General features: G+C 63.8%; 12 protein-coding genes and 1 pseudogene. All 13 read left to right on the top strand.

All coding sequences use genetic code 11. The features are described from left to right. Positions 1-45: 45 nt before the first annotated feature. The 13 genes and pseudogenes from AC5STI_RS21710 to AC5STI_RS21650 all read left to right on the top strand — a co-directional run bounded on the left by AC5STI_RS21710 (position 46) and on the right by AC5STI_RS21650 (position 19,406). Positions 46-1,281, top strand: coding sequence for a hypothetical protein (locus AC5STI_RS21710; protein ID WP_490400223.1), 1,236 nt, complete (start codon positions 46-48; stop codon positions 1,279-1,281). Between the two features lie 88 nt (positions 1,282-1,369). Further along, positions 1,370-2,200 carry an ion transporter gene (locus AC5STI_RS21705; protein ID WP_475054708.1) on the top strand — a complete coding sequence of 277 codons (831 nt, stop codon included), beginning with the start codon at positions 1,370-1,372 and terminating at the stop codon, positions 2,198-2,200. Further along, a pseudogene (gene tssB, locus AC5STI_RS21700) lies at positions 2,193-2,690 on the top strand (type VI secretion system contractile sheath small subunit); the annotation flags it as partial. The gene AC5STI_RS21705 and the pseudogene tssB, both read left to right, overlap by 8 nt. 2,346 nt (positions 2,691-5,036) lie before the next feature. Continuing rightward, positions 5,037-6,998 carry a type VI secretion system contractile sheath domain-containing protein gene (locus AC5STI_RS21695; RefSeq protein WP_495448326.1) on the top strand — a complete coding sequence of 654 codons (1,962 nt, stop codon included), beginning with the start codon at positions 5,037-5,039 and terminating at the stop codon, positions 6,996-6,998. Positions 6,999-7,062: 64 nt separating this feature from the next. Continuing rightward, positions 7,063-9,174, top strand: coding sequence for a type VI secretion system Vgr family protein (locus AC5STI_RS21690; RefSeq protein ID WP_495448308.1), 2,112 nt, complete (start codon positions 7,063-7,065; stop codon positions 9,172-9,174). 9 nt (positions 9,175-9,183) lie between these two features. Then, the gene (locus tag AC5STI_RS21685) at positions 9,184-9,792 is read left to right on the top strand and encodes a DUF6931 family protein (protein WP_495448307.1); all 609 of its coding nucleotides are present in this window, start codon (positions 9,184-9,186) and stop codon (positions 9,790-9,792) included. Positions 9,793-9,809: 17 nt separating this feature from the next. Further along, positions 9,810-10,112, top strand: coding sequence for a PAAR domain-containing protein (locus AC5STI_RS21680; protein WP_495448306.1), 303 nt, complete (start codon positions 9,810-9,812; stop codon positions 10,110-10,112). Positions 10,113-10,120: 8 nt separating this feature from the next. Then, the gene (tagH, locus tag AC5STI_RS21675; RefSeq protein WP_475054678.1) at positions 10,121-11,602 is read left to right on the top strand and encodes a type VI secretion system-associated FHA domain protein TagH; all 1,482 of its coding nucleotides are present in this window, start codon (positions 10,121-10,123) and stop codon (positions 11,600-11,602) included. A gap of 47 nt (positions 11,603-11,649) precedes the next feature. Continuing rightward, positions 11,650-12,990, top strand: a complete 1,341-nt coding sequence (gene tssK, locus AC5STI_RS21670; RefSeq protein WP_495448305.1) for a type VI secretion system baseplate subunit TssK — start codon at positions 11,650-11,652, stop codon at positions 12,988-12,990. 14 nt (positions 12,991-13,004) lie between these two features. After that, positions 13,005-14,435 (top strand): type VI secretion system protein TssL, long form, encoded by a 1,431-nt coding sequence (gene tssL, locus AC5STI_RS21665; RefSeq protein WP_475054674.1) that lies wholly within the window; start codon positions 13,005-13,007, stop codon positions 14,433-14,435. Then, a complete protein-coding gene (gene tssM / locus AC5STI_RS21660; protein ID WP_495448304.1) occupies positions 14,432-18,004 on the top strand; it encodes a type VI secretion system membrane subunit TssM in 3,573 nt (1,190 codons plus the stop codon). Before tssL ends, tssM begins: the two co-directional genes overlap by 4 nt. Then, entirely contained in the window at positions 18,004-18,684 is a 681-nt protein-coding gene (gene tagF / locus AC5STI_RS21655; RefSeq protein ID WP_495448303.1) for a type VI secretion system-associated protein TagF, read from the top strand. The genes tssM and tagF overlap by 1 nt, the downstream gene beginning before the upstream one ends. Next, positions 18,684-19,406: a PP2C family protein-serine/threonine phosphatase gene (locus tag AC5STI_RS21650; protein ID WP_495448325.1), complete on the top strand. Its 723-nt coding sequence runs from the start codon at positions 18,684-18,686 to the stop codon at positions 19,404-19,406. The genes tagF and AC5STI_RS21650 overlap by 1 nt, the downstream gene beginning before the upstream one ends. Positions 19,407-19,429 lie beyond the last annotated feature (23 nt).

Raw genomic sequence — 19,429 nt, 5'->3', positions numbered from 1 at the left:
CGCACAGCCTGCGCCGCAGGGTGATGAGTACAAGGGAGAAATAAGATGGCCAAGACAACAACCGTTAAGCACAAGTTCTATGTTGTCGATCTTGTGCGTTCCAAACCCAAGCTGAACTACATCGAACTGCCGAAATACCGGGTCGATGTAGAGTTTGAAGTCACCACCAAGGGCACGGTGAAAAAGCCGGATCCGGCACCCTCGACCAAGCTGAAGCGCCTGGAAGAGGCCGGCATGGCGGAGCTGGAGCGCTATGAGAAGGTGATCACCGAAGAGGCGGTGAAGCTGGACGCCAAGGTCGGCAAGCTGATGGAGACGCCGGGAGCGGCGGCGCAGAAAGAAGCGGAAAAGATGATCCAGGCGACCAACGCCTCGATCAAGAACGCGATGGATTCGGCGGAAGGGGCCGCACAGAAAGCCATCGAGGCCCGGCTCAAGAAAGAGGCCCAGGGCGACAAGCTGCTGAAGGAGGCGCGGGTCAAGACCACGCTCAAGGTGGGGCTGGGCACGATCAAGATCGCAGGCTCTGTGGCCAAGCTGGTGGCGACCTCCGGCGCGGATGTGACCTCTTACAAGACCATCGTTGTTGAGGTTGTGAAGCTGGGGATGGAGATCAATCAGCAGCTCAAGAACGAGGCCAAGCTGCGCAAGGATCTGTATACCGGGATCCAGGCCTATATCACCCTGCGCGGCACCGTTCTGATGCAGGCGGCGGAGCGGCAGGGGATCACCGACACCTCCGGCATTTCGGTGAAAAAGCCGATTGAAGCGATCAAGAAGCTGACCGCCAAGGCGCTGGCGATGGGCGATGAGGTGACCAAGGGCAAGGATGCCAAGTCGATCGCCAAGAACCTGCTGGACGCCACGGTCAAGGGGATCTCAGCCAAGGTGAATGACGCCGAGAAGGCGCGCAAAGCTTACCGCGAGCACACCACCAAGACCCGCAACAAGACCGACAGCCTGGGCGTTTCGGCGGACAAGCTGATGAAGAAGGTGCGCGCGTCGAAAACCCTGAAAGAAGGGGTGAAGCTGGGTGCCGAATGCATGACGCTGAAACGCGCCGCCAGCGAGCTGGCCGCCAAGCTGAAGGACCGCGAGGCTTATCTGGAGGAAATGCAGGCCCTGATGGAGGGCAACGGCATGAAGATCGACGACCAGACCACGATCCAAAAGCTCAAGGAGCTGGACAAGAAGTCGATCGCCTCGGAAGCGGCCACGCTGATGGGGGCGATCAAGACCGTGAAGACCCTGGTAGACAACGTCAGCAAGGCGGTCGCCTGATCCAGACCGGCAGACGATTGGCCCGGCCCAAAGCTGGCCGGGCCGCGAAAAAGGGAGAAGACCAGTGGAAACCCAGGCCAGCACCGGCATGACGCTTCGGGACCGCGCCCGTGAATTCGTCGAACGCCCTTGGGTGACCAATACCATTCTGGGCATCATCATCTTCAACGCCATCACGCTGGGCCTTGGCACCTCTGCCGCGGTGCGGGCGCATGCTGGCGGGCTGCTGGACGTGATCGACACAGCGGTTCTGACCATCTTTGTGCTGGAACTGGCGCTGAAGCTGTTTGCCTACGGTCTGCGGTTCTTCTCCTCTGCCTGGAACATTTTCGATCTTGTTGTGGTCTCCTTCGGGCTGCTGCCGGACAGCCAGGGCCTGTCGGCCTTGCGCGGCCTGCGGGTGGTGCGCGCCTTGCGCCTGCTGTCCGTCATCCCGCAAATGCGCGCGGTGGTGCAGGCACTGCTGGACGCCTTGCCGGGCATGGGCGCGGTGATCGTGATGATTTCCATCGTGTTCTACGTGTTCGGCGTGATGGCGACGATGATGTACGGGCAGGCTTTTGACGAGTGGTTCGGCACCCTGGGCCGATCGCTTTACTCGCTGTTCCAGATCATGACGCTCGAAAGCTGGTCGATGGGCATTGTGCGCCCGGTAATGGAGGAGTTCCCCTTCGCCTGGTCTTTCTTTGTGCCCTTCATCGTGATCACCGCCTTTTCGGTGCTGAACCTGTTCATCGGTCTACTGGTCAACACCATGCAGTCGGCGGTGGAGGCGGAAGCCGAGGCAGAGTTTGAGAAGCTGCGGGATCTGGTGAAGTCGGAGACGGATGTGATCGACGAGCGTGTTCTTGAGCTGCTTCAGGAGATCAAGGCGCTCAGGGCTGAAGTCGCAGAGCTGAAAGGGCAGGGCAATGGCTGACAGCTCGCAGAAGTTCATCGCCCGCAACCGGGCGCCAAGGGTTCAGATCGAGTATGATGTGGAGCTGTACGGCGCCGAGAAGAAGGTGCAGTTGCCCTTTGTCATGGGGGTGATGAGCGATCTGGCGGGGAAATCCACGGTGGAGCAGCCCGCCGTCGCCGACCGCAAGTTCCTGGAAATCGACGTCGACAACTTCGATGAGCGGATGAAGGGGCTGGCGCCGCGCGCCGCTTTCACCGTGCCCAACACGCTTACTGGTGAGGGCAACCTGGCGGTGGATCTGACGTTTGAGAGCATGGCGGATTTCTCGCCCGGGGCGATTGCCGCCAAGGTGGACGCCTTGCGGCCCCTGCTGGAGGCGCGCACCCAGCTGCAGAACCTGATGGCCTATATGGACGGCAAGACCGGCGCCGAGACGCTGATCGAGACGATCCTGAACGACCCGTCGCTGCTGCAGGCGGTGTCGGCGCCGGCGGCGGATACTGACAGTGCTGCTGCATTGGACAGCCTGCGCAATCTGGAGCTGCCGGAGGAAAAGGTGGACACCAGCGGCGACGTTCTGGCAGGCCTTGCCGCGCAGGCACCGGAGGATGCGGCGCCTGAGGATGCTTCGGCCGGGGTTTTGGAGGGGTTGCGCTCTGCCGTTCCGGAGGAGGCTGAACCGGAAGACACCTCGGCGGATGTGCTGGCAGGATTGAGCGCTGCGGAGCCTGAAGACGCTGGTGAACCGGATCAATCAGCGGATGCCTTGGCGTCCCTGGCGGCGGCTGAAGCGCCGGAAGAGACCGAAGCGGAGGATGCCTCTGGCAGCGTTCTTGAAGAGCTGCGGGCGGCGGAGCCTGTTGAGGCGGACACCGGGGACGGCTCGGCAGATGTGCTGGCAGACCTGAGTGCATCCGCGCCGCTGGAGGAAGACCTGGGCGACGAAGCCGGAGATGCGCTTGCGTCGCTTGCGGGGGCGGAGATTCCGGACGTCGGGGAAGACGATCAGACGGGGTCTGTTCTGGAAGGTCTGGCGCAGGCGGAAATTCCGGAGGAGGCGGAAGACACGTCCGGTGAGGTGCTCGCCGGGCTGGCCGCGCAGGAGGTGGATGAGGACACGCCGGAAGACACGGCCTCAGCCGCGCTGGAGAGCCTTTCGGAAGTTAAAGTGGCCGAGGCGGAAACGGAGGATCATTCCGGCGTTTTGGATGCGCTTGCCGAAACCGCGGTGGACGAGCCTGAAAATACCGCCGCGGAGGACGCGCTGGAAAGCCTGGCGGCTCTTGAGGTTGAAGAACCGGCGGAAGAGGATGCTGCAGGTGCTGCTTTGGAGAGCCTGGCCGCGGCGGAGGTTGAGGCACCCGAGGCGGAAGATCACTCGGACATTCTGGAAGGGCTGGCAGATCTGGAGCCTGACGAGGCCGAAGCGGATGATGCTGCGGAGGCGGCTTTGGGCAGTCTTGAACCTGTGGAGGCCGACGGGGGCGAAGAAGAAGAAGATGTTTCCGGTGTTCTGAGTGACCTCGCGGATGCCGAGCCAGAGGCAGAGGAGGAAGGCGAGGCCGCTGACGCAGCACTGGAAAGTCTGGCGGATGCAGAGGTTTCGGCTGCCGAGGAAGACGACGGCCTGGACGATGTTCTTGGCGGCCTTCTGGAGGATGCGCCTGCAGAAGAAGACGCCGGCAGCGAGGCGGAGGGCGCGCTGGAGAGCCTTGCGTCCGTTGAGGTTGAGGAAGAGGACGATGACGGGTCCGATGACGTTCTGGAAGGGCTGCTGGAGGGCGGCCTGAATGAGGCGGAGGACACGGGCGAGGATCTGAGCGCGGTTCTGGATGGCCTTGAAGCGCCGGAGGAGGCAGACGCCGAGGAGACTTCTGACGATGTGCTGGCCGGGCTTTCCGATGACCTGCCGGAGGAAACTGCGGAAGAGGACAGCGGCCTGGAGTCGATCCTCGGCGGTCTGGATGCGCCGGAGGAAGCGGAGGAAAGCGATGATCTGAGCGCCGCGCTGGACACCCTGGACGCGCCTGCGGAGGAAGATGCGGACGATAGCGGGCTGGACGATCTGCTTGGCGATCTTGGCGGTGACGGCGTCGAAGATGCGGAGGAGGATGCCGCCGGGGTGCTGGATGCTCTGACCGCGGAAGAGGACAGCCCAGAAGACGCAGACAGCGGCGAGCCGGACCTGGATCTGGACGCTTTGCTGGACAGCGGAGACGAGGCTGAGGACACAGCCGGGGATGATGACCTTGACAGCTTGCTAGGGGACCTGACCGAGGAAACAGCAGGCTCGGATGATGATGATCTGGATGCGCTTTTGAGCGGTGCCGATGAGGAAGCGGGCGCCGAGGACAGCGGTCTGGATGATTTGCTTGGCGGTTTGGATGATGTGGAGGCCGACGCGGCTGAGGAGGACAGTCCCGGCGCGCTGCTGCCGGACGATGGGGGCTCAGAAGAAGCCGGCGGGGATGATTTCGATGATTTGCTGGGCGATCTGGATGAGCCCGGAGATGAGGCTTCGGAGGAGCCCGAAGACAGCAGCCTGGATGATCTGCTTGGCGGGCTGGACGATGACGTAAGCGCCGGCGCCGAAGAGGCCGGAGATGATGACCTGGACTCGCTGCTTGGGGATCTGGACACGGAGGATGCCGGGGAGGCTGATGACGCCAGCCTGGATGATCTTCTCGGCGATCTGGGCAGCGGTGAGGAAGACGACGGTGATCTCGACGATCTGCTGGCTGGTCTTGGGGAAGAGGCGGAAGCCGAGGAAACCGCAGATGCGGAGAGCGCCGAGGATGACCTCGATGCGCTGCTGGGCGGTCTGGGGGATGCGGACCCCGATCTGGACAGCCTGATGGGCGGGGACGGGGATATGGACCTCGACGATCTGCTGGGCGATCTTGGCGGCGATGATGAGGCGGCGGAGGATGCCGGCGGGGATGATCTGGATGCGCTGCTGGGGGATCTGGAAGAAGGCGGCAGCGAACCGGAGGCCGTGGCTGCGGTGGAGGCTTCGGAGGAACCGGAATTCGCCTATGGCACTATGAGCGCGGACCGGCCCGAACCGCAGAAGCTGGCGCGCAAGCGGTTCCGGATGGCCGTGCTGGGGGATTTTTCGGGCCGTGCGGCCAAGGGGCAGCTAGAAACCGGCGACGCGCTGGCGGCGCGCAAGGCGATCCTGCTGGACCCGGATACGGTTGAGGATGTGATCGAGCGCTTTGCCACCGAGCTGGTCCTGCCGATCGGCAAGGAGGGTGCCGGGATTGCGGTCAAGCTGGAGGATCTGGACGGGCTGCATCCGGATGAGCTTTTTGAGAATGTGGAGCTGTTCTCGGAGCTGGTGGGCCTGCGCAAGCAGCTGCAGAGCGGCGCGACGGCGGATCATGCGGCCAATACGCTGAAGGCCTGGGCGGAGAAACACGGCACCAAGGCGCGGGCGCCCAAGCGGACCTCGGCGGGCAATGCGGTGCCTGCTGACAAGCGGTTGAGCGCCTTTCAGCAGCTGATCAAGGACACCGGCATTACCCCGCGCCCGGCGACGCCGGTGGAGGAGCTGCTGGCACGGGTTGTCGGCCCGCATATCCGGGCGCTGCCGGATCCGGACGTGGCCGCGATGCAGAAGGCGGTGGATGAGGCGCTGTCGGATGCGATGCGGCTGGTGCTGCATCATCCGGAGTTCCAGTCGGTCGAAGCGCAGTGGCGCTCGCTGGATCTGATGGCGCGCTCGATCGAGGCGGACGATACGCTGGATGTGATGCTCTATGACATCTCGGCGGAGGAGCTGGCGGCGGACCTGGCCGCGGAAGAGGACCTGTCAAAGACCGGGTTTGTGCGGCTGCTGACAGAGGAGCCGCTGGACGAGGAGAACGGCCGCGGCGGCTATTCGGCGCTGATCGGCATGTATCAGTTCGAGGAGACGCCGCCGCATGCGGAGCTGCTGGGCCGGATCGCGCGGGTGGCGGCGCATGTGGATGCGCCGTTCTTTGCGTCGATCTCGCCGGAGTTCCTGAAAACGCCCAAGGCGGAGCGGCCCAAGCTGGTTGCGGAGGCCTGGGATACGCTGCGGGGCATGGCGGAGGCCGGGCATCTGGGGCTGGCCAGCCCGCGGTTTTTGCTGCGGCGGCCATATGGGGAGAAAACCGAGCCCTGTTACGAGTTTGATTTCGAGGAATTCACCGAAGCGGAAGGCCTGAAGGGTATGCTCTGGGCCAATCCGGTTGTGCTGGTGGCGATCCTATTGGGGCGGTCCTTCAAGGAATACGGCCCGTCGCTGCAGCTGGGCAAGACCATGTCTTTGGGGGGGGTGCCCTATCATTACGTGAACGACAGGTTCGGCGACCAAGTGGCGCTGCCCTGCACCGAGCGCAATATCGACCTGGACAAGATCGCGCTGGCTCAGGAGCGTGGCTTTATGGCGGTGAGCGCGGTCAAGGGGCGGGACGAGGTGCGGCTGACCTCCTTCAATTCCTTGAAGGGCAGCGAAATTCTGGGGCCCTGGACTGGATTGCCGGCACCTGAGCCCTCGCCGCCGGATCCGCGCGGCCTGCCGAAACCGGCGGCTCCTGCGGGCGGCGGGGATGAAGATGACCTGGATTTGGGCGGAGATGACGGGGACGATCTCGGCCTGGATGACCTGGACCTCGGGGGTGATGAGGAAGACGACCTGGATCTGGGCGAACTGGACTTCGATGCCGATGACGGGGGGCTCGATGATCTGCTGGCGTCGTTTGGGGATGACGACGACGAGGATGACGACGACGGCAGCGGCGATGAGGAAATGGATGCAGAACTCGCCGCGCTTTTGGATGATTTGTGATGCGAATGTTTGAGAACACTGCCGGTGATTTCCGGCCCGGTTCCCTTCGCGGAAAGGAGGAACCATGGTTGTAAGCAAGGGCCATGAAAACGACCTCGCCTGGATGTCGGGGAGCTACAGCACCGATGGGCTGATGCTGAGCCGCGCAATTGTGCGCGAGGGCTTGAGCAAGCTGACCGAGACCACCATCGAATTTGCCGCCACCAAGGCCCAGCCCAAGCTGGAGGATCTGGTCGGCAAGACGATGAACGTGCATGTGATGCGCAACCCGGACACGGAGCAGCAATTCTCAGGCCTGTGCATCTCGGTCGAATACCTTGGGTTCCGCAACGGCTATGAGATGTATGTGGCGGAGGTGCGCCCCTGGTTCTGGCTGCTGACGCGGACCAGCGATTTGCGGGTGTTCCAGGAAAAGACCACGGTCGAGATCATCAAGCAGCTGTTCAGCGAGTACGGGTTCAGCGACTACACCGACAAGCTGAGCGACAGCTATGAGCAGCGCGAGTACTGCCTGCAGTACCGCGAGAGCGACTATGCCTTCCTGTGCCGGCTGATGGAGGAGGAGGGGATCTATTTCTACTTCGACAGCACCACCAGCCCCAGCAGCCCCGAGAAACTGGTGCTGTGTGATGGCGTCAGCGGCCATTCTCCAATCAAGGGCGGTGCGGAGATCGAATTTCACGCCCGCGACGACCGCGACAGGCGGCGGGAGGAGCATATTTCGGAATGGGCCAAGGAGGAAATCCTGACCCGCGGCAAGGTTACCCTGAACGATTTCGACTTCCTGACCCCGTCGGCGGATCTGAAAGCGGCCACGGCCATTGCCAAGGGCAAGCATTCCCACAAGGATTACGAGGTTTACGATTACCAGGGCCATTACCGAAAGAATTCCGGCCTGGGCACCAAACGGACACGGGTGCAGATGGAGGCACAGGCGATCAAGCACAAGCGCTGGCGCGGCGCGTCCAGTGTGGCGACCCTGGGCACCGGCTATACCTTCACAATGAAGAAGCATCCGGTTGCGGAGAATAACCAGGAGTATCTGGTCACCGATGCAGAACACCATATCAAGCTGGCCTGGGACTACGGCGAGCGGGAAAGCCGCACGACCGAGGTCGCAACCTCGGGCGAGATGCGCCATGACGTGAAGCCGCGCAACATGGACTACCCCAAAGAGATGGAGCACGACACCTATGCGGCCACTTTCGGGGTGATCCCCAAGTCCGATCAGTTCCGGGCGCCGCTGGTGACTCCCTGGCCGGAAGTGCAGGGGCTGCAGACCGCCACGGTGGTCGGCAAGAGCGGCGAGGAGATCTGGACCGACGAGCACGGCCGGATCAAGATCCAGTTCCACTGGGACCGCGAAGGGCAGGAGAACGAGACTTCGTCGTGCTTTGTGCGGGTGATGACGCCCTGGTCTGGCAAGAACTGGGGCATGGTGGCGATCCCGCGGATGGGCCAGGAGGTGGTGATCCAGTTCGAGGACGGCAATCCGGACCGGCCGATCTGCACCGGCATGCTTTACAATGCCGAAACGATGCCGCCCTATACCTACCCCGACGATCAGACCCAGCTGGGGATCAAGACCAACTCCTCCAAGGGAGGCGGCGGCTATAACGAGCTGATGTTCGACGACAAAAAGGACAGCGAACTGATGCGGGTGCAGGCCGAGAAGGATCACCAGATGCTGGTCAAGGACCGCTCGACGGTGACGGTCGGCATGGATGCGCCCGACCCGGAGGTCACTTCGGCGGACGAAAAGAGCTATGTGTTCACGGTCCAGCAGCACATGACGGAAACCGTGCACCAGGGCGACCGCACCGAAGTGGTGGAGACCGGCGACAAATCGGAGAACATCCAGACCGGCAACATGTCCCTGGATGTGGATACCGGCAACCTGACCGAGACCATTGCCCAAGGGAACCACACAGAGACTGTCTCGCTGGGCAATCTGACCGTCGATGTGACAGCGGGCAAGATCGCGATGAGCGCAGGCCAGGAGATCAAGCTGACCGTGGGGGCCTCGGAGGTCAAGATCGACAATTCCGGCGTGACCATCAAGGGGCCGATGATCAAGATCGAAGGCTCCGGCATGGTCGAAGCCAAAGCACCGATGACCACCGTCAAAGGCGAGGCCATGCTGACCCTGAAGGGCGGCCTCACGATGATCAACTAGGTGGTGCAGATGTCGGCAAGATTTGAAAAGCTGATCAAGATGCCCGCCGACCCGGTGGCCAAACTGCTGTCGCGGGCAAATGTGATCCTGAAGACGCCGCTGGAGGCGCCGCCGACGGCGCAGGCCGGGGTGGTGCTGGAGGAGCTGGACCGCAAGGGCGCGCTGGTTGATCTCTTGCGGGTGCTGGCAGTTCTGCTGCCCCCGAGGGAACGGGTGTGGTGGGCCTGTTTGGCTGCGCGCGACTATATCGGGCCGCGGTCGGACAAGGATCCGGCCTCGCTGACCGCATCGGAGGCCTGGGTGTTCGAGCCTACAGAGGAGAACCGCGACAAGGCGCGGATAACACTGGATCATGCCTATGTGGATGATGACACGGTGAACTGTGCGCTTGCGGTGCTCTATGCCGCGGGAACACTGGGACCCGGAGAATTGAATCAATATCCTGCCCCTGCAGGTGCCTCTGAGGCGGCGGCCTTTGCCATGAATATGGTGGCCTTGGGTCAATTGTCTGATAAGTTTGAAGAACACGGCGGCGTGCTGGTCGAGCGCGCGCTGGATATCGCGCGCGGCGGCAAAGGTCAGGTGATCGAAGTCCCGCAGCACGCGGCGCAGGAATAACGGGGAGGATGTAACAGATGGGAATGCCACAGGCCCGGGTGACGGATCTGCATGCCTGCATGCTGCCCTCCACCCCGCCGCCGCCGGTTCTGCCGGTGCCGACGCCGATCCTGCCGCCCTGTGCGGTCACTGTACTGGTGGGGAAGCTGCCGGCTGCGCGGTTGGGCGACATGTGCACGGCGGCGCCCGCGCCGCACCCGATCATCAAGGGGTCCGCAACGGTGCTGATCAACAGCATGCCGGCCGCGCGTATCCTGGACAACACCGCCTGCGGCGGCATGGTCGTCAAGGGTGAATTCACCGTGCTGGTGGGAGGTTAGGCCCAGTCATGGGAGTGACGCTGAAGTTTCAAAGCTCGGGCGCGATGCCCGGCGATGCGGCCCCTGTTCCAATGCGGGGGCCGAGCCTCACGGTGGGGCGCGGGGCCAGCTGCGACCTGGTGCTGCCGGATCCGGACCAGATGCTGTCGCGCAATCACTGCGTGATTGAGGATCACAACGGCAATGTGGTGGTGGTGGACCTGAGCTCCAACGGCACCTTTCTGAACTATTCCAAGATCCCGCTGGGCCGGACGCCGACGCCGCTCAACAATGGCGATGTGCTGTGCATCGGCAACTATGAGCTGGTGGTGGAGATCCGCGACGATCTGATGGACCTTGGGGATATGATTGCGGCACCTGCGGCGCAGGCGCCCATATCGCACGGCAACGCAGCGAATGCGCCCGATCCGCTGCAGCTGCTGGAGGACAGCGGCACGGGCGGAGATTTCCTGGACGATCTTTTGGGCGAGGGGCCGAAGGGGCCCGCGCAGCTGAACCCGGTCGACCCGATTGACGAGCTGTTGCCGCCGCTGGGCGAGGAGGAGGATCCGTTCTTTCAGAAAGCCAGCGACGGGCGCGAAGGCGAAGGGGCCAGCCTGGCCAACCACAACCCGACCGCCTCGGACGGGTTTGCCGCGCCCGCGGCGCAGTCCGGCATGATACCGGACGATTGGGATGACGAGTTCCTGTCCGGCATCGGCGGGCCGGAGGAACCGGAGCCCAAGCCCGAACCGCCGCGCGAGGTTCCGGCGCCGCCGCAGGAAGTGCCGCCGTCGGGTCCGCCGCAGGAAGCCCCTCCCGCACCGCCTCAGGAAACGCCGCCGTCGCCGCAGGAGGCCCCGCCCTCTGCACCGCCCGAGATTCCGCCTTACCAGAAATCGGGTGCGCAAGCAGCGCCGCCTGCCGGGACGCAGGACGCGCTTGAAGCTTTTTTGAATGGCGCCGGCGCCGAGATCAGCATCGACCCGGCGGATCAGGCCAGCACCATGGCGCGTATGGGGCGGGTGATGCGGACGCTGGTCACCGGCTTGCGCGAAATCCTGATGACGCGAACCTCGATCAAGTCGGAATTCCGCATTGAGCAGACGATGATCTCGGCCGGCGGAAACAACCCGCTGAAATTCTCGATCACGCCGGAGCAGGCGATCGAGGCGATGGTGCGCCCGGCGACCAAGGGCTATCTCAGCCCCGAAACCGCCGCCGAGGAGGCGCTGAAGGACATCAAGGCGCATGAGGTGGCGATGGTCACCGGTATGGAAGCAGCGCTGAAGGGCGTGCTGAAACGCCTCGACCCCAAGGCGCTGGAAGCGCAGATCGAGGACAAGGGCGGCTTTACCGGCCTCTTGCGCGGCAAGAAGGCGCGGTACTGGGACGTTTACGAACAGCTTTATGCGGAGATTTCCGACCAGGCTGAGAATGATTTTCACGACCTGTTCAGCCGCGAATTTGCGCGGGCTTACAAGCAGCAGCTGGACAGGCTGAAGGAATGATTGGCGGCGCGCTCTGGCGCGTGCCTGCAAGGTAAGAGGAGATCCCGGTGTCCTGGGACAGCAAGGTACTTTGGACGGAGGGGCTGTTTCTGCAGCCGCATCACTTCCAGCAGTCCGACCGTTACAACGAGGCGCTGGTTGCCGGGCTGGCGCGGCGGCTCAGCCCCTATGCCTGGGGCGTGAACGGGCTGGAGATTGACCACGAGGCGCTGAAGATCGGCCAGTTTGCGGTGAAGTCCTGCGAAGGGCTGACCCATGACGGCACGGTGTTCCGGGTGCCGATGGCAGACCCGCATCCGCCGGCAATGGAGGTTCCGTCCACCGTCAAGGACTGCATCGTCTACCTGACCGTGCCGCAGCGGCGGCAGGGGGCGGTGGAGGTCGACCTGAGCGGCGCCGAACGCTCGGCCAGCCGTCTGCGCCCGGACAAGCAGGAAGTGACCGACGTCACCTCGACCGAGCGCAAGCCGGTGGAGCTGGACGTCGGCAAGATGCGCCTGCAATTCGCGCTGGAAGTGGATGATCTGGCCGACCTTCTGGCGGTGCCGGTGGCGCGGATCATCGAGGTGCGCCCGGACAAGGAGATCGTGCTGGACCAGGCGTTTATCCCGTCCTGCCTGGATGTGCGCGCAGCACCTGCGCTGAGCGGTTTCCTGCGGGAGCTGGAGGGGCTGCTGGCGCACCGGATGGAGGCGCTGGCGGGCCGCCTGTCAGAGGCGGGCGGCGCCCGCGGCGTGGCGGATGTGTCGGACTTCATGCTGCTGACGGTGGTGAACCGGCTGCTGCCGCAGGTGCGCCACCTGCGCAATATCGAGAATCTGCACCCTGAGCGCCTGTTCACCCTGAGCGCCGGGCTGGCGGGGGAGCTGTCGGTGTTCATGTCGGCGGAAAAGCAGGCGCCGGAGTTTCCACCTTATACCCATGACAACCTGATGGAATGCTTTGCACCGGTGATCCGGGTGCTGCGCCAGTATCTGAGCTCGGTTCTGGAACAGACCGCGATCCCGATCAAGCTGGAGGCGCGCAAATACGGTATCTCGGTGGGCGTCATTGCCGACCGCAAGCTCTTGGGCAACGCGGGCTTTGTGCTGGCGGTCAGCGCCGATATCCCGGCAGAGGACGTGCGCAAGCATTTCTCCGGCCAGGCCAAGATCGGCCCGGTGGAGGAAATCCGCCAGCTGGTGAACTCGGCGCTGCCGGGGATCACCCTGCGCCCCTTGCCGGTGGCGCCGCGGCAGATCCCCTATCATTCGGGTGTTGTCTATTTCGAGATGGACGCGGACAGCCCCTATTGGCGCAAGATGACCACTTCGGGCGGAATCGCAGTGCATGTGTCGGGACAGTATCCGGGGCTCAAAATGGAGCTTTGGGCAATCCGTAATGCATAAGGGAAGGCGCTGAGATGGCTGATTATGACGATCCCTTTGCCGAACCGGGGGATACCGACAAAACGGTGATCAAGCCGAACCCGGGCGGGCGGCGCTCTGCCGCGCCGATGCAGCAGCCGGAGACACCGCAGGCCCAGCCGGCGCCGGAACAGCCGGCCGCGCCTGCCGAGGCCGGTCTGGATGCCTATGGCGTGCCGCAGGCGGCGGCACCGAAACCGCAGGCTGCTGCGGGCGGTCAGAAAGCGCCGAAGATGGCGCTGACGGGGATGAACCAGCTGACCGCCTGCGCCTCGACCCTGTTTGCGCTGATTTCCCGGATCCGCAACCGGGCCCAGCACATGGACCCGGACGCGCTGCGCAAGAGCGTGGTGGCGGAGGTGCGCGCGTTTGAAAACCGCGCCCTGCAGGCGGGCATTGCCGCGCAGACCGTGAAGATCGCCCGTTACGCCCTGTGCGCGACGCTGGACGATGTAGTGCTGAACACGCCCTGGGGCGGGCAGTCCTCCTGGGGTCTGCAGTCGATGGTGGCGACCTTCCACCGCGAGGTGGTCGGCGGCGACCGGTTCTATGATCTGCTGGCCCGGCTGGAGAAGGAGCCCGGCGCGAATATCGACATGCTGGAATTCCTGTACATGTGCCTGTCGCTGGGGTTCGAGGGCCGCTTGCGGGTGGAGCAGGGCGGCTCCGAGAAGCACCTGCAGATCCGCGGAGCGCTGGCGCGGATCATCCGCAACCAGCGCGGGCCGGTGGAGCGCGATCTGTCGCCGCATTGGGAAGGTTTGGTGAAACCGTTCAAGGCGCTATCGGTCTGGCGGCTGGTGTGGATCACGCTGGCGGCCACTGCTGCGGTGCTGGCGCTGCAGTTCATCGGCCTCAGCTGGATGCTGTCGAACAAGACGGAGAATGTGGTGGGGCAGCTGTCCATCGTCGACTCCGGTCCCAAGGTGGAACTGGAACGGCGCGCGCCGCCGCCGCCGCCGCGACTGGCACCGACCACCGAGGAACAGGTAGCCAAGGTGGCCGGATTCCTGGAGCCGGAGATCAAGGAAGGCATCGTGCAGGTGTTCCAGAAGGGCAACACGCTGATCATCCGGCTGACCGGCTCTGGCATGTTCGGCTCCGGCTCGGATCAGCTCAGCAAGGCGTTCCGAAACCCGGTGAACCGGGTGGCCGAGGCACTGAATGATGAAAAAGGCAGGATTATCGTGGCAGGGCATTCCGACAATGTGCCGATCCGGTCGTCGCGCTTCCCGTCCAACATGGCGCTGTCGCTGGCGCGCGCGAAATCGGTGATGGCGGGCATGGCCAAAGTGATGACCAATCCGGACCGGCTGTCGGCTGAAGGCCGCGCGGACAAGGAGCCGATTGCAGACAACAGCACCCGCGCAGGGCGGGCCAAGAACCGCAGGATCGAAATCCTGCTGGTTCAGGAGGTTGAGGGATGATCCGCCGTTATATCTTTCCCCTGTTCCGGTCGATCTACACCATCCTGCTGATCCTGGCGTTGGTGCTGGCGGCCTGTGTTTGGTTCTTTGCGCCCTTCATTGGTAGTTCCGAGTGGCGACCCTTTGACGGCGTGATGGCGCGGCTGATCACCATCGGGGTGATCTTCCTGCTGTACTTTATCATCATCGGGATCATCTTCTGGCGGCGGCGCCGCAAGGACAAGGAGATGACCGAGGAGATGGCCGAGGTGGCGGGCACCTCGGAAGATGATGTTTTGTCGGAGGAAATCGGCGAGCTGCGCGGCAAGTTCAAGGACGCGATGAAGGAGTTGCGCAAGTCCAAGGGCGGCCGCCGGCACCTGAACGACCTGCCGTGGTACATCATGATCGGCCCGCCGGGTGCGGGCAAGACTACTGCGATTGTGAATTCCGGCTTGCAGTTCCCATTGGCCGAGAAAATGGGCAAGGCGGCGATTGGCGGCGTTGGCGGCACCCGCAACTGCGACTGGTGGTTCACCAATGACGCGGTGCTGATCGACACCGCCGGGCGCTATACCACGCAGGAGAGCGATGCGGATGCGGACAACGCCGCCTGGCTCGGCTTCCTGGGGCTGCTCAAGAAATACCGCAAGCGGCAGCCGATCAACGGCGCCATTGTCGCGATTTCGCTGTCGGACCTCAGCTTGCAGGATGAGATCACCCAGAAAAGCCACGCCGCCGCGGTGCGCCATCGCCTGACGGAGCTGCGCGAGAAGCTGGGGGTGCGTTTCCCGGTCTATGTGCTGTTCACCAAGGCGGATCTGATCGCTGGTTTCCAAGAGTTCCACGACAACTTAGGCAAGGAGGACCGCGAACAAGTCTGGGGGTTCACCCTGCCGTTGCCCAAGGGCAAGAAGGAAGAGCCGCCGATTGCCGCGTTTGACGCGGAATTCGGGCTGCTGCTGGGGCAGATCAATGCGCAGCTGCTGGAGAAGATGCAAACCGAGACCGAACATCAGCGCCGGGCGCTGATCGCCGGCTTCCCGGCGCAGGTGGCCTCGATGCGCGGGGTTGCCCGCGACTTCCTGATGGAGGTGTTCCAGGACAACCGCTATGCGCAGCGTCAGATGCTGCGCGGGGTCTATTTCACCTCCGGCACGCAGGAAGGCACTCCGATTGACCGGCTGATGCTGGGTATGGCCCAGACGTTCGGTATTGGGCGTCAGGCGATTGGCTCAGGGCAGGGGACCGGGCGTTCCTTCTTCCTGACCCGGCTGTTCGAAGGCGTGATGTTCCCGGAGGCGGGGCTGGTTTCTGCCGATGACAAGGTCGAGCGCCGCTACCGCTGGACGCGGCGGATTGCCATCGCCGCAACCGTGCTGGTTGCCATTGCGATGGGCACGCTGTGGGTTCGGTCCTATCTCAAGAACACCGATCTGATTGCTCAGGCGGAGGGCCAGGTCTCGGCCTATCAGGCTGCCGCGGCCCAGCTGCCGCCAAGCCCGGTCGGCGACACCGATCTGGTGCCGGTGGCCGCGGCGCTGAACAATCTGCGTGATTTGCCAGGCAATCCGGTGCTGTCCGACCCGGAGCCTGAGCGGGCGATGACCTATGGCCTCTATCAGGGCGAGGTGATTGGCACCCAGGCCGCCCAGACCTACCGCGCGGCTCTGAACCAGCGCCTGCTGCCGCGGCTGCTGGTGCGGCTGGAGCAGCAGATCGAGGGCAATATCAACAACCCCGATACTCTCTACGAGGCGCTGAAGATCTACCTGATGTTGGGCCTGCAGGGTCCGATGAACCAGGATCTGGTCAAGGAATGGATGCGGCTGGATTGGGAAAACATTGCTTATCCCGGCATTGCCCGCACCCAGCTGCGTGCGGACCTGATGGACCACCTCACGGCGCTGCTGTCGCAGCCGATGGAGGAGATTGCGCTGAACGGACCGTTGGTAGCCCAGGCGCAGAACATCCTGTCGGAAATGCCGCTGGCGCAGCGGGTCTACAACGGCATCCTCAATTCGCAAAAGGCCACCAGCCTGCCGAAATGGCGGATCACCGATGTCGGCGGCCCGTCGGTCAAGCGGGTGCTGGTGCGCAGCTCCGGCAAGCCGCTGAATGACGGGATCGAGGGCATCTTTACCTATGATGGCTTCCACAACGTGTTCCTGCCGGAAGCGGTAAGCGTCGCCGAGCGTGTCCACCGCGAGGCCTGGGTTCTGGGCGAACAGAGCGGGGCCGCCCAGAACGAGGCGGTTTTGCTGAAGCTTAGTCGCGATGTGCTGGACCTCTATTACAACGACTACATCAGCCGTTATGACCAGATCCTTGGCGATATCGATATCATCCCGCTCGAGTCGCTCTCCCATGCGGTGGAGGTGACCAATGTGCTGTCAGGGCCGACCTCTCCGATCGTCAATATCCTGACCGACGTCAGCAATGAAACCCGGCTGAACGAAGACAAATCGCTTCTGGACGCGGGCACTCTTGCCGCGGGCGCCCAGAACGTGGCCGCGATTGAGGCGCGTTCCAACCTGTCGATCCAAGGGCAGATCCTGCTGGAGGCGCTGGTCGGCTCTGCCGAAAATGCGCCTGGTCAGGCGGCTAAGCCGCCGGGAGCCTATGTGCAGGAGCGGTTCCAGTGGCTCTATGACCTCGTCAACCGGCCCGAGGGGCAGCCCTCGCAGCTGGATGATCTGATGGGGCAGCTTCAGATGGTCTATCAGGAGCTGAACAAGATGTCTTTCTCCGGTGTTGCCACCGGCGGCCAGAGCGGGCAGGCACTGTTGCAGTTCCAGCAGACCGCCAGCCGCATGGGCGGCCCGCTGCCCCGCTGGGCAACGCAGATTTCGGCGGGCTCCTCCGGGATCACCTCTGAGGGCACGCGGGCGTCGATCAACGCGCGCTGGCAGTCCGCCGTGCTGCCGTTCTGCGAACAGGCGCTGGCCAACCGGTATCCGTTCAACCGCTCGGCCCGGGCAGATGTGGCAATGGCGGATTTTGCCAAGCTGTTTGCGCCGGGCGGGCTGATCGACGGCTTCTTCAATGACCAGCTGCTGAAATATGTCGACACCCGCAGCCGCCCCTGGACGTGGAAGCGTGTGAATGACGTGGATCTGGGCATCAGCCAGGCGGTGCTGCAGCAGATGCAATATGCCTCTGAAATCAAGGAGGCGTTCTTTGCCGGCGGCGCGCAGCCCGCGGTGCAGTTCCAGATTACCGTCAACGCGCTGGACCCCAAGGCCAAGGAGGTTCTGCTGGAGATCGACGGCACCAAGGTCGCCTATAACCACCGCTCCGGCGCGCCAACCCCGGTGGCGGTTACCTGGCCCGGCTCGGTCGGGCTGGCGCGGCTGACCCTGCTGCCGCAGAAGCGCGACAGCGAGAATGTGCTGTCGCGCGACGGGCCCTGGGCCTGGTTCCGGCTGCTGGACGCGGCAGAGGTGCGCCGCACCAATGTCTCGGACCGGCGCCGGGTGAATTTCCGCGTGGGCGGCCGGCTGGCGCTGTTTGAGCTTCAGTCCGGTTCGGTGATCAACCCCTTCGCCCTGCCGGCGATGGCAAAATTCAGCTGCCCGAAGTCGATGTGATGGCGGGTTTTGGCGCCTTCGGTAAGATGCCGTCAGCCGGGGATTTTTTCCGGCTGAACACGCCGGGCGGGTTTGTGCGGGTGTGGGATGCCTGGCTGCAGCAGGTTCTGCTGGACGGCAGGGCGGCCTATGGCTCAGGCTTTGACGCGCACTACATGACCGCGCCGATCTGGCGGTTCACCCTGCCTGCCGGTCTGGCCGGTTCGGGTAAGGTCATGGGCGTCATGATGCCCTCGGTCGACCGCGTCGGGCGCCGGTTTCCGCTGACGCTGATGGCGGGATTGCCGGGGCAGGGCGCGGTGGCGTTGTACCATTTCGGCGAGGCCGCATTATTTGAACGGCTGGAGGATGTGGCGCTGGATGCATTGGAGGACACGATGACCAAGGACCGCCTGGCAGAAACACTCGCAGACATACAGGCTCCGGAAGCACGGGTTGAAGGCCCCTGGCCGGATCCGGGTGTGGCGGTGGTTCTGGCAGGGAGGCATGGCCTGGAGAGGCTGCCTGCCGGTTTGCCTGGCGATGTGCTGGGCGCCCGGCTGGCGGGATGCAGCCTGTGGACGGCAGTTCTGAACGGGGAGCCGCGGACGCTGGCGTGCAACGGGCTGCCGCAGGGCCTTGCGGCGCTGGGGCTGTTTGACCTTGGCGCGCCGGTCTGGGCGGGGGCCAAGGTTTCATGATGAACCCGATGCGCAAATACCGTTACACCGCGAAAACCCATGTGGGGCTGAAGCGCAAGGTCAACGAGGATGCCGTGCTGGCACTGCCGGAGCATGACATCTGGCTTGTGGCCGATGGCATGGGCGGCCATGCAGCGGGTGATTACGCCAGCCGGCTGATTGCCGATGCTGCCGCGACGATCCCGCTGGGGCTGGATCCGGCGGCGCGGATGCGCGCGCTGCGGGATGCGATCCAGACCGCGCATAAGGCGATCCGGGCGGAGGCCGCCTCCCGCGGCGGAGGCACCATCGGCTCAACCGTGGCGGCGCTGATCATGGCGAACCAGCACTTTGTCGGCCTCTGGGCGGGGGACAGCCGCATCTACCGGCTGCGCGACGGCCGGATCGAGATGCTGACCGAGGATCACTCGGCGGTGGCGGAATATGTTTTGGCGGGCAAGATGACCTGGGATGAGGCCGACCAGCACCCGCAATCCAATGCCATCACCCGCGCCGTCGGAGTGGGGGAGGACCTCGAGATCGATAAGGTCCGCGGGGATACAGAGCCGGGCGACCGCTTCCTGGTCTGCTCCGACGGGCTGACTAAATACGCCACCTTCGCGATCCTTGAGGATGTGCTGGGCGGCACACCTTTGGAAACTGTCGGTGACCGGCTGATCCAGATTGCGCTGGACGGCGGCGGCGCAGATAATATCACCGCCGTCGTGGTTGATGTGATGTAAGCCGGCTGTTCTCCTGTACGGGA

The organism is Leisingera sp. CC-HEC096, from assembly GCF_059429235.1.
Note: the sequence above shows the minus strand (reverse complement) of the source record. Positions and strands in the feature narration are given on the sequence as shown.

Excerpts from the sequence above, each read along its gene's own strand:
- AC5STI_RS21690 (WP_495448308.1), top strand. The coding sequence starts at position 7,063 with ATGGTTGTAAGCAAGGGCCATGAAAACGACCTCGCCTGGATGTCGGGG.
- AC5STI_RS21680 (WP_495448306.1), top strand. The coding sequence starts at position 9,810 with ATGGGAATGCCACAGGCCCGGGTGACGGATCTGCATGCCTGCATGCTG.
- AC5STI_RS21710 (WP_490400223.1), top strand. The coding sequence starts at position 46 with ATGGCCAAGACAACAACCGTTAAGCACAAGTTCTATGTTGTCGATCTT.
- AC5STI_RS21650 (WP_495448325.1), top strand. The coding sequence starts at position 18,684 with ATGAACCCGATGCGCAAATACCGTTACACCGCGAAAACCCATGTGGGG.
- tagF (WP_495448303.1), top strand. The coding sequence starts at position 18,004 with ATGGCGGGTTTTGGCGCCTTCGGTAAGATGCCGTCAGCCGGGGATTTT.
- AC5STI_RS21705 (WP_475054708.1), top strand. The coding sequence starts at position 1,370 with ATGACGCTTCGGGACCGCGCCCGTGAATTCGTCGAACGCCCTTGGGTG.
- tssM (WP_495448304.1), top strand. The coding sequence starts at position 14,432 with ATGATCCGCCGTTATATCTTTCCCCTGTTCCGGTCGATCTACACCATC.
- tagH (WP_475054678.1), top strand. The coding sequence starts at position 10,121 with ATGGGAGTGACGCTGAAGTTTCAAAGCTCGGGCGCGATGCCCGGCGAT.
- AC5STI_RS21685 (WP_495448307.1), top strand. The coding sequence starts at position 9,184 with ATGTCGGCAAGATTTGAAAAGCTGATCAAGATGCCCGCCGACCCGGTG.
- AC5STI_RS21695 (WP_495448326.1), top strand. The coding sequence starts at position 5,037 with ATGGGCGGGGACGGGGATATGGACCTCGACGATCTGCTGGGCGATCTT.
- tssL (WP_475054674.1), top strand. The coding sequence starts at position 13,005 with ATGGCTGATTATGACGATCCCTTTGCCGAACCGGGGGATACCGACAAA.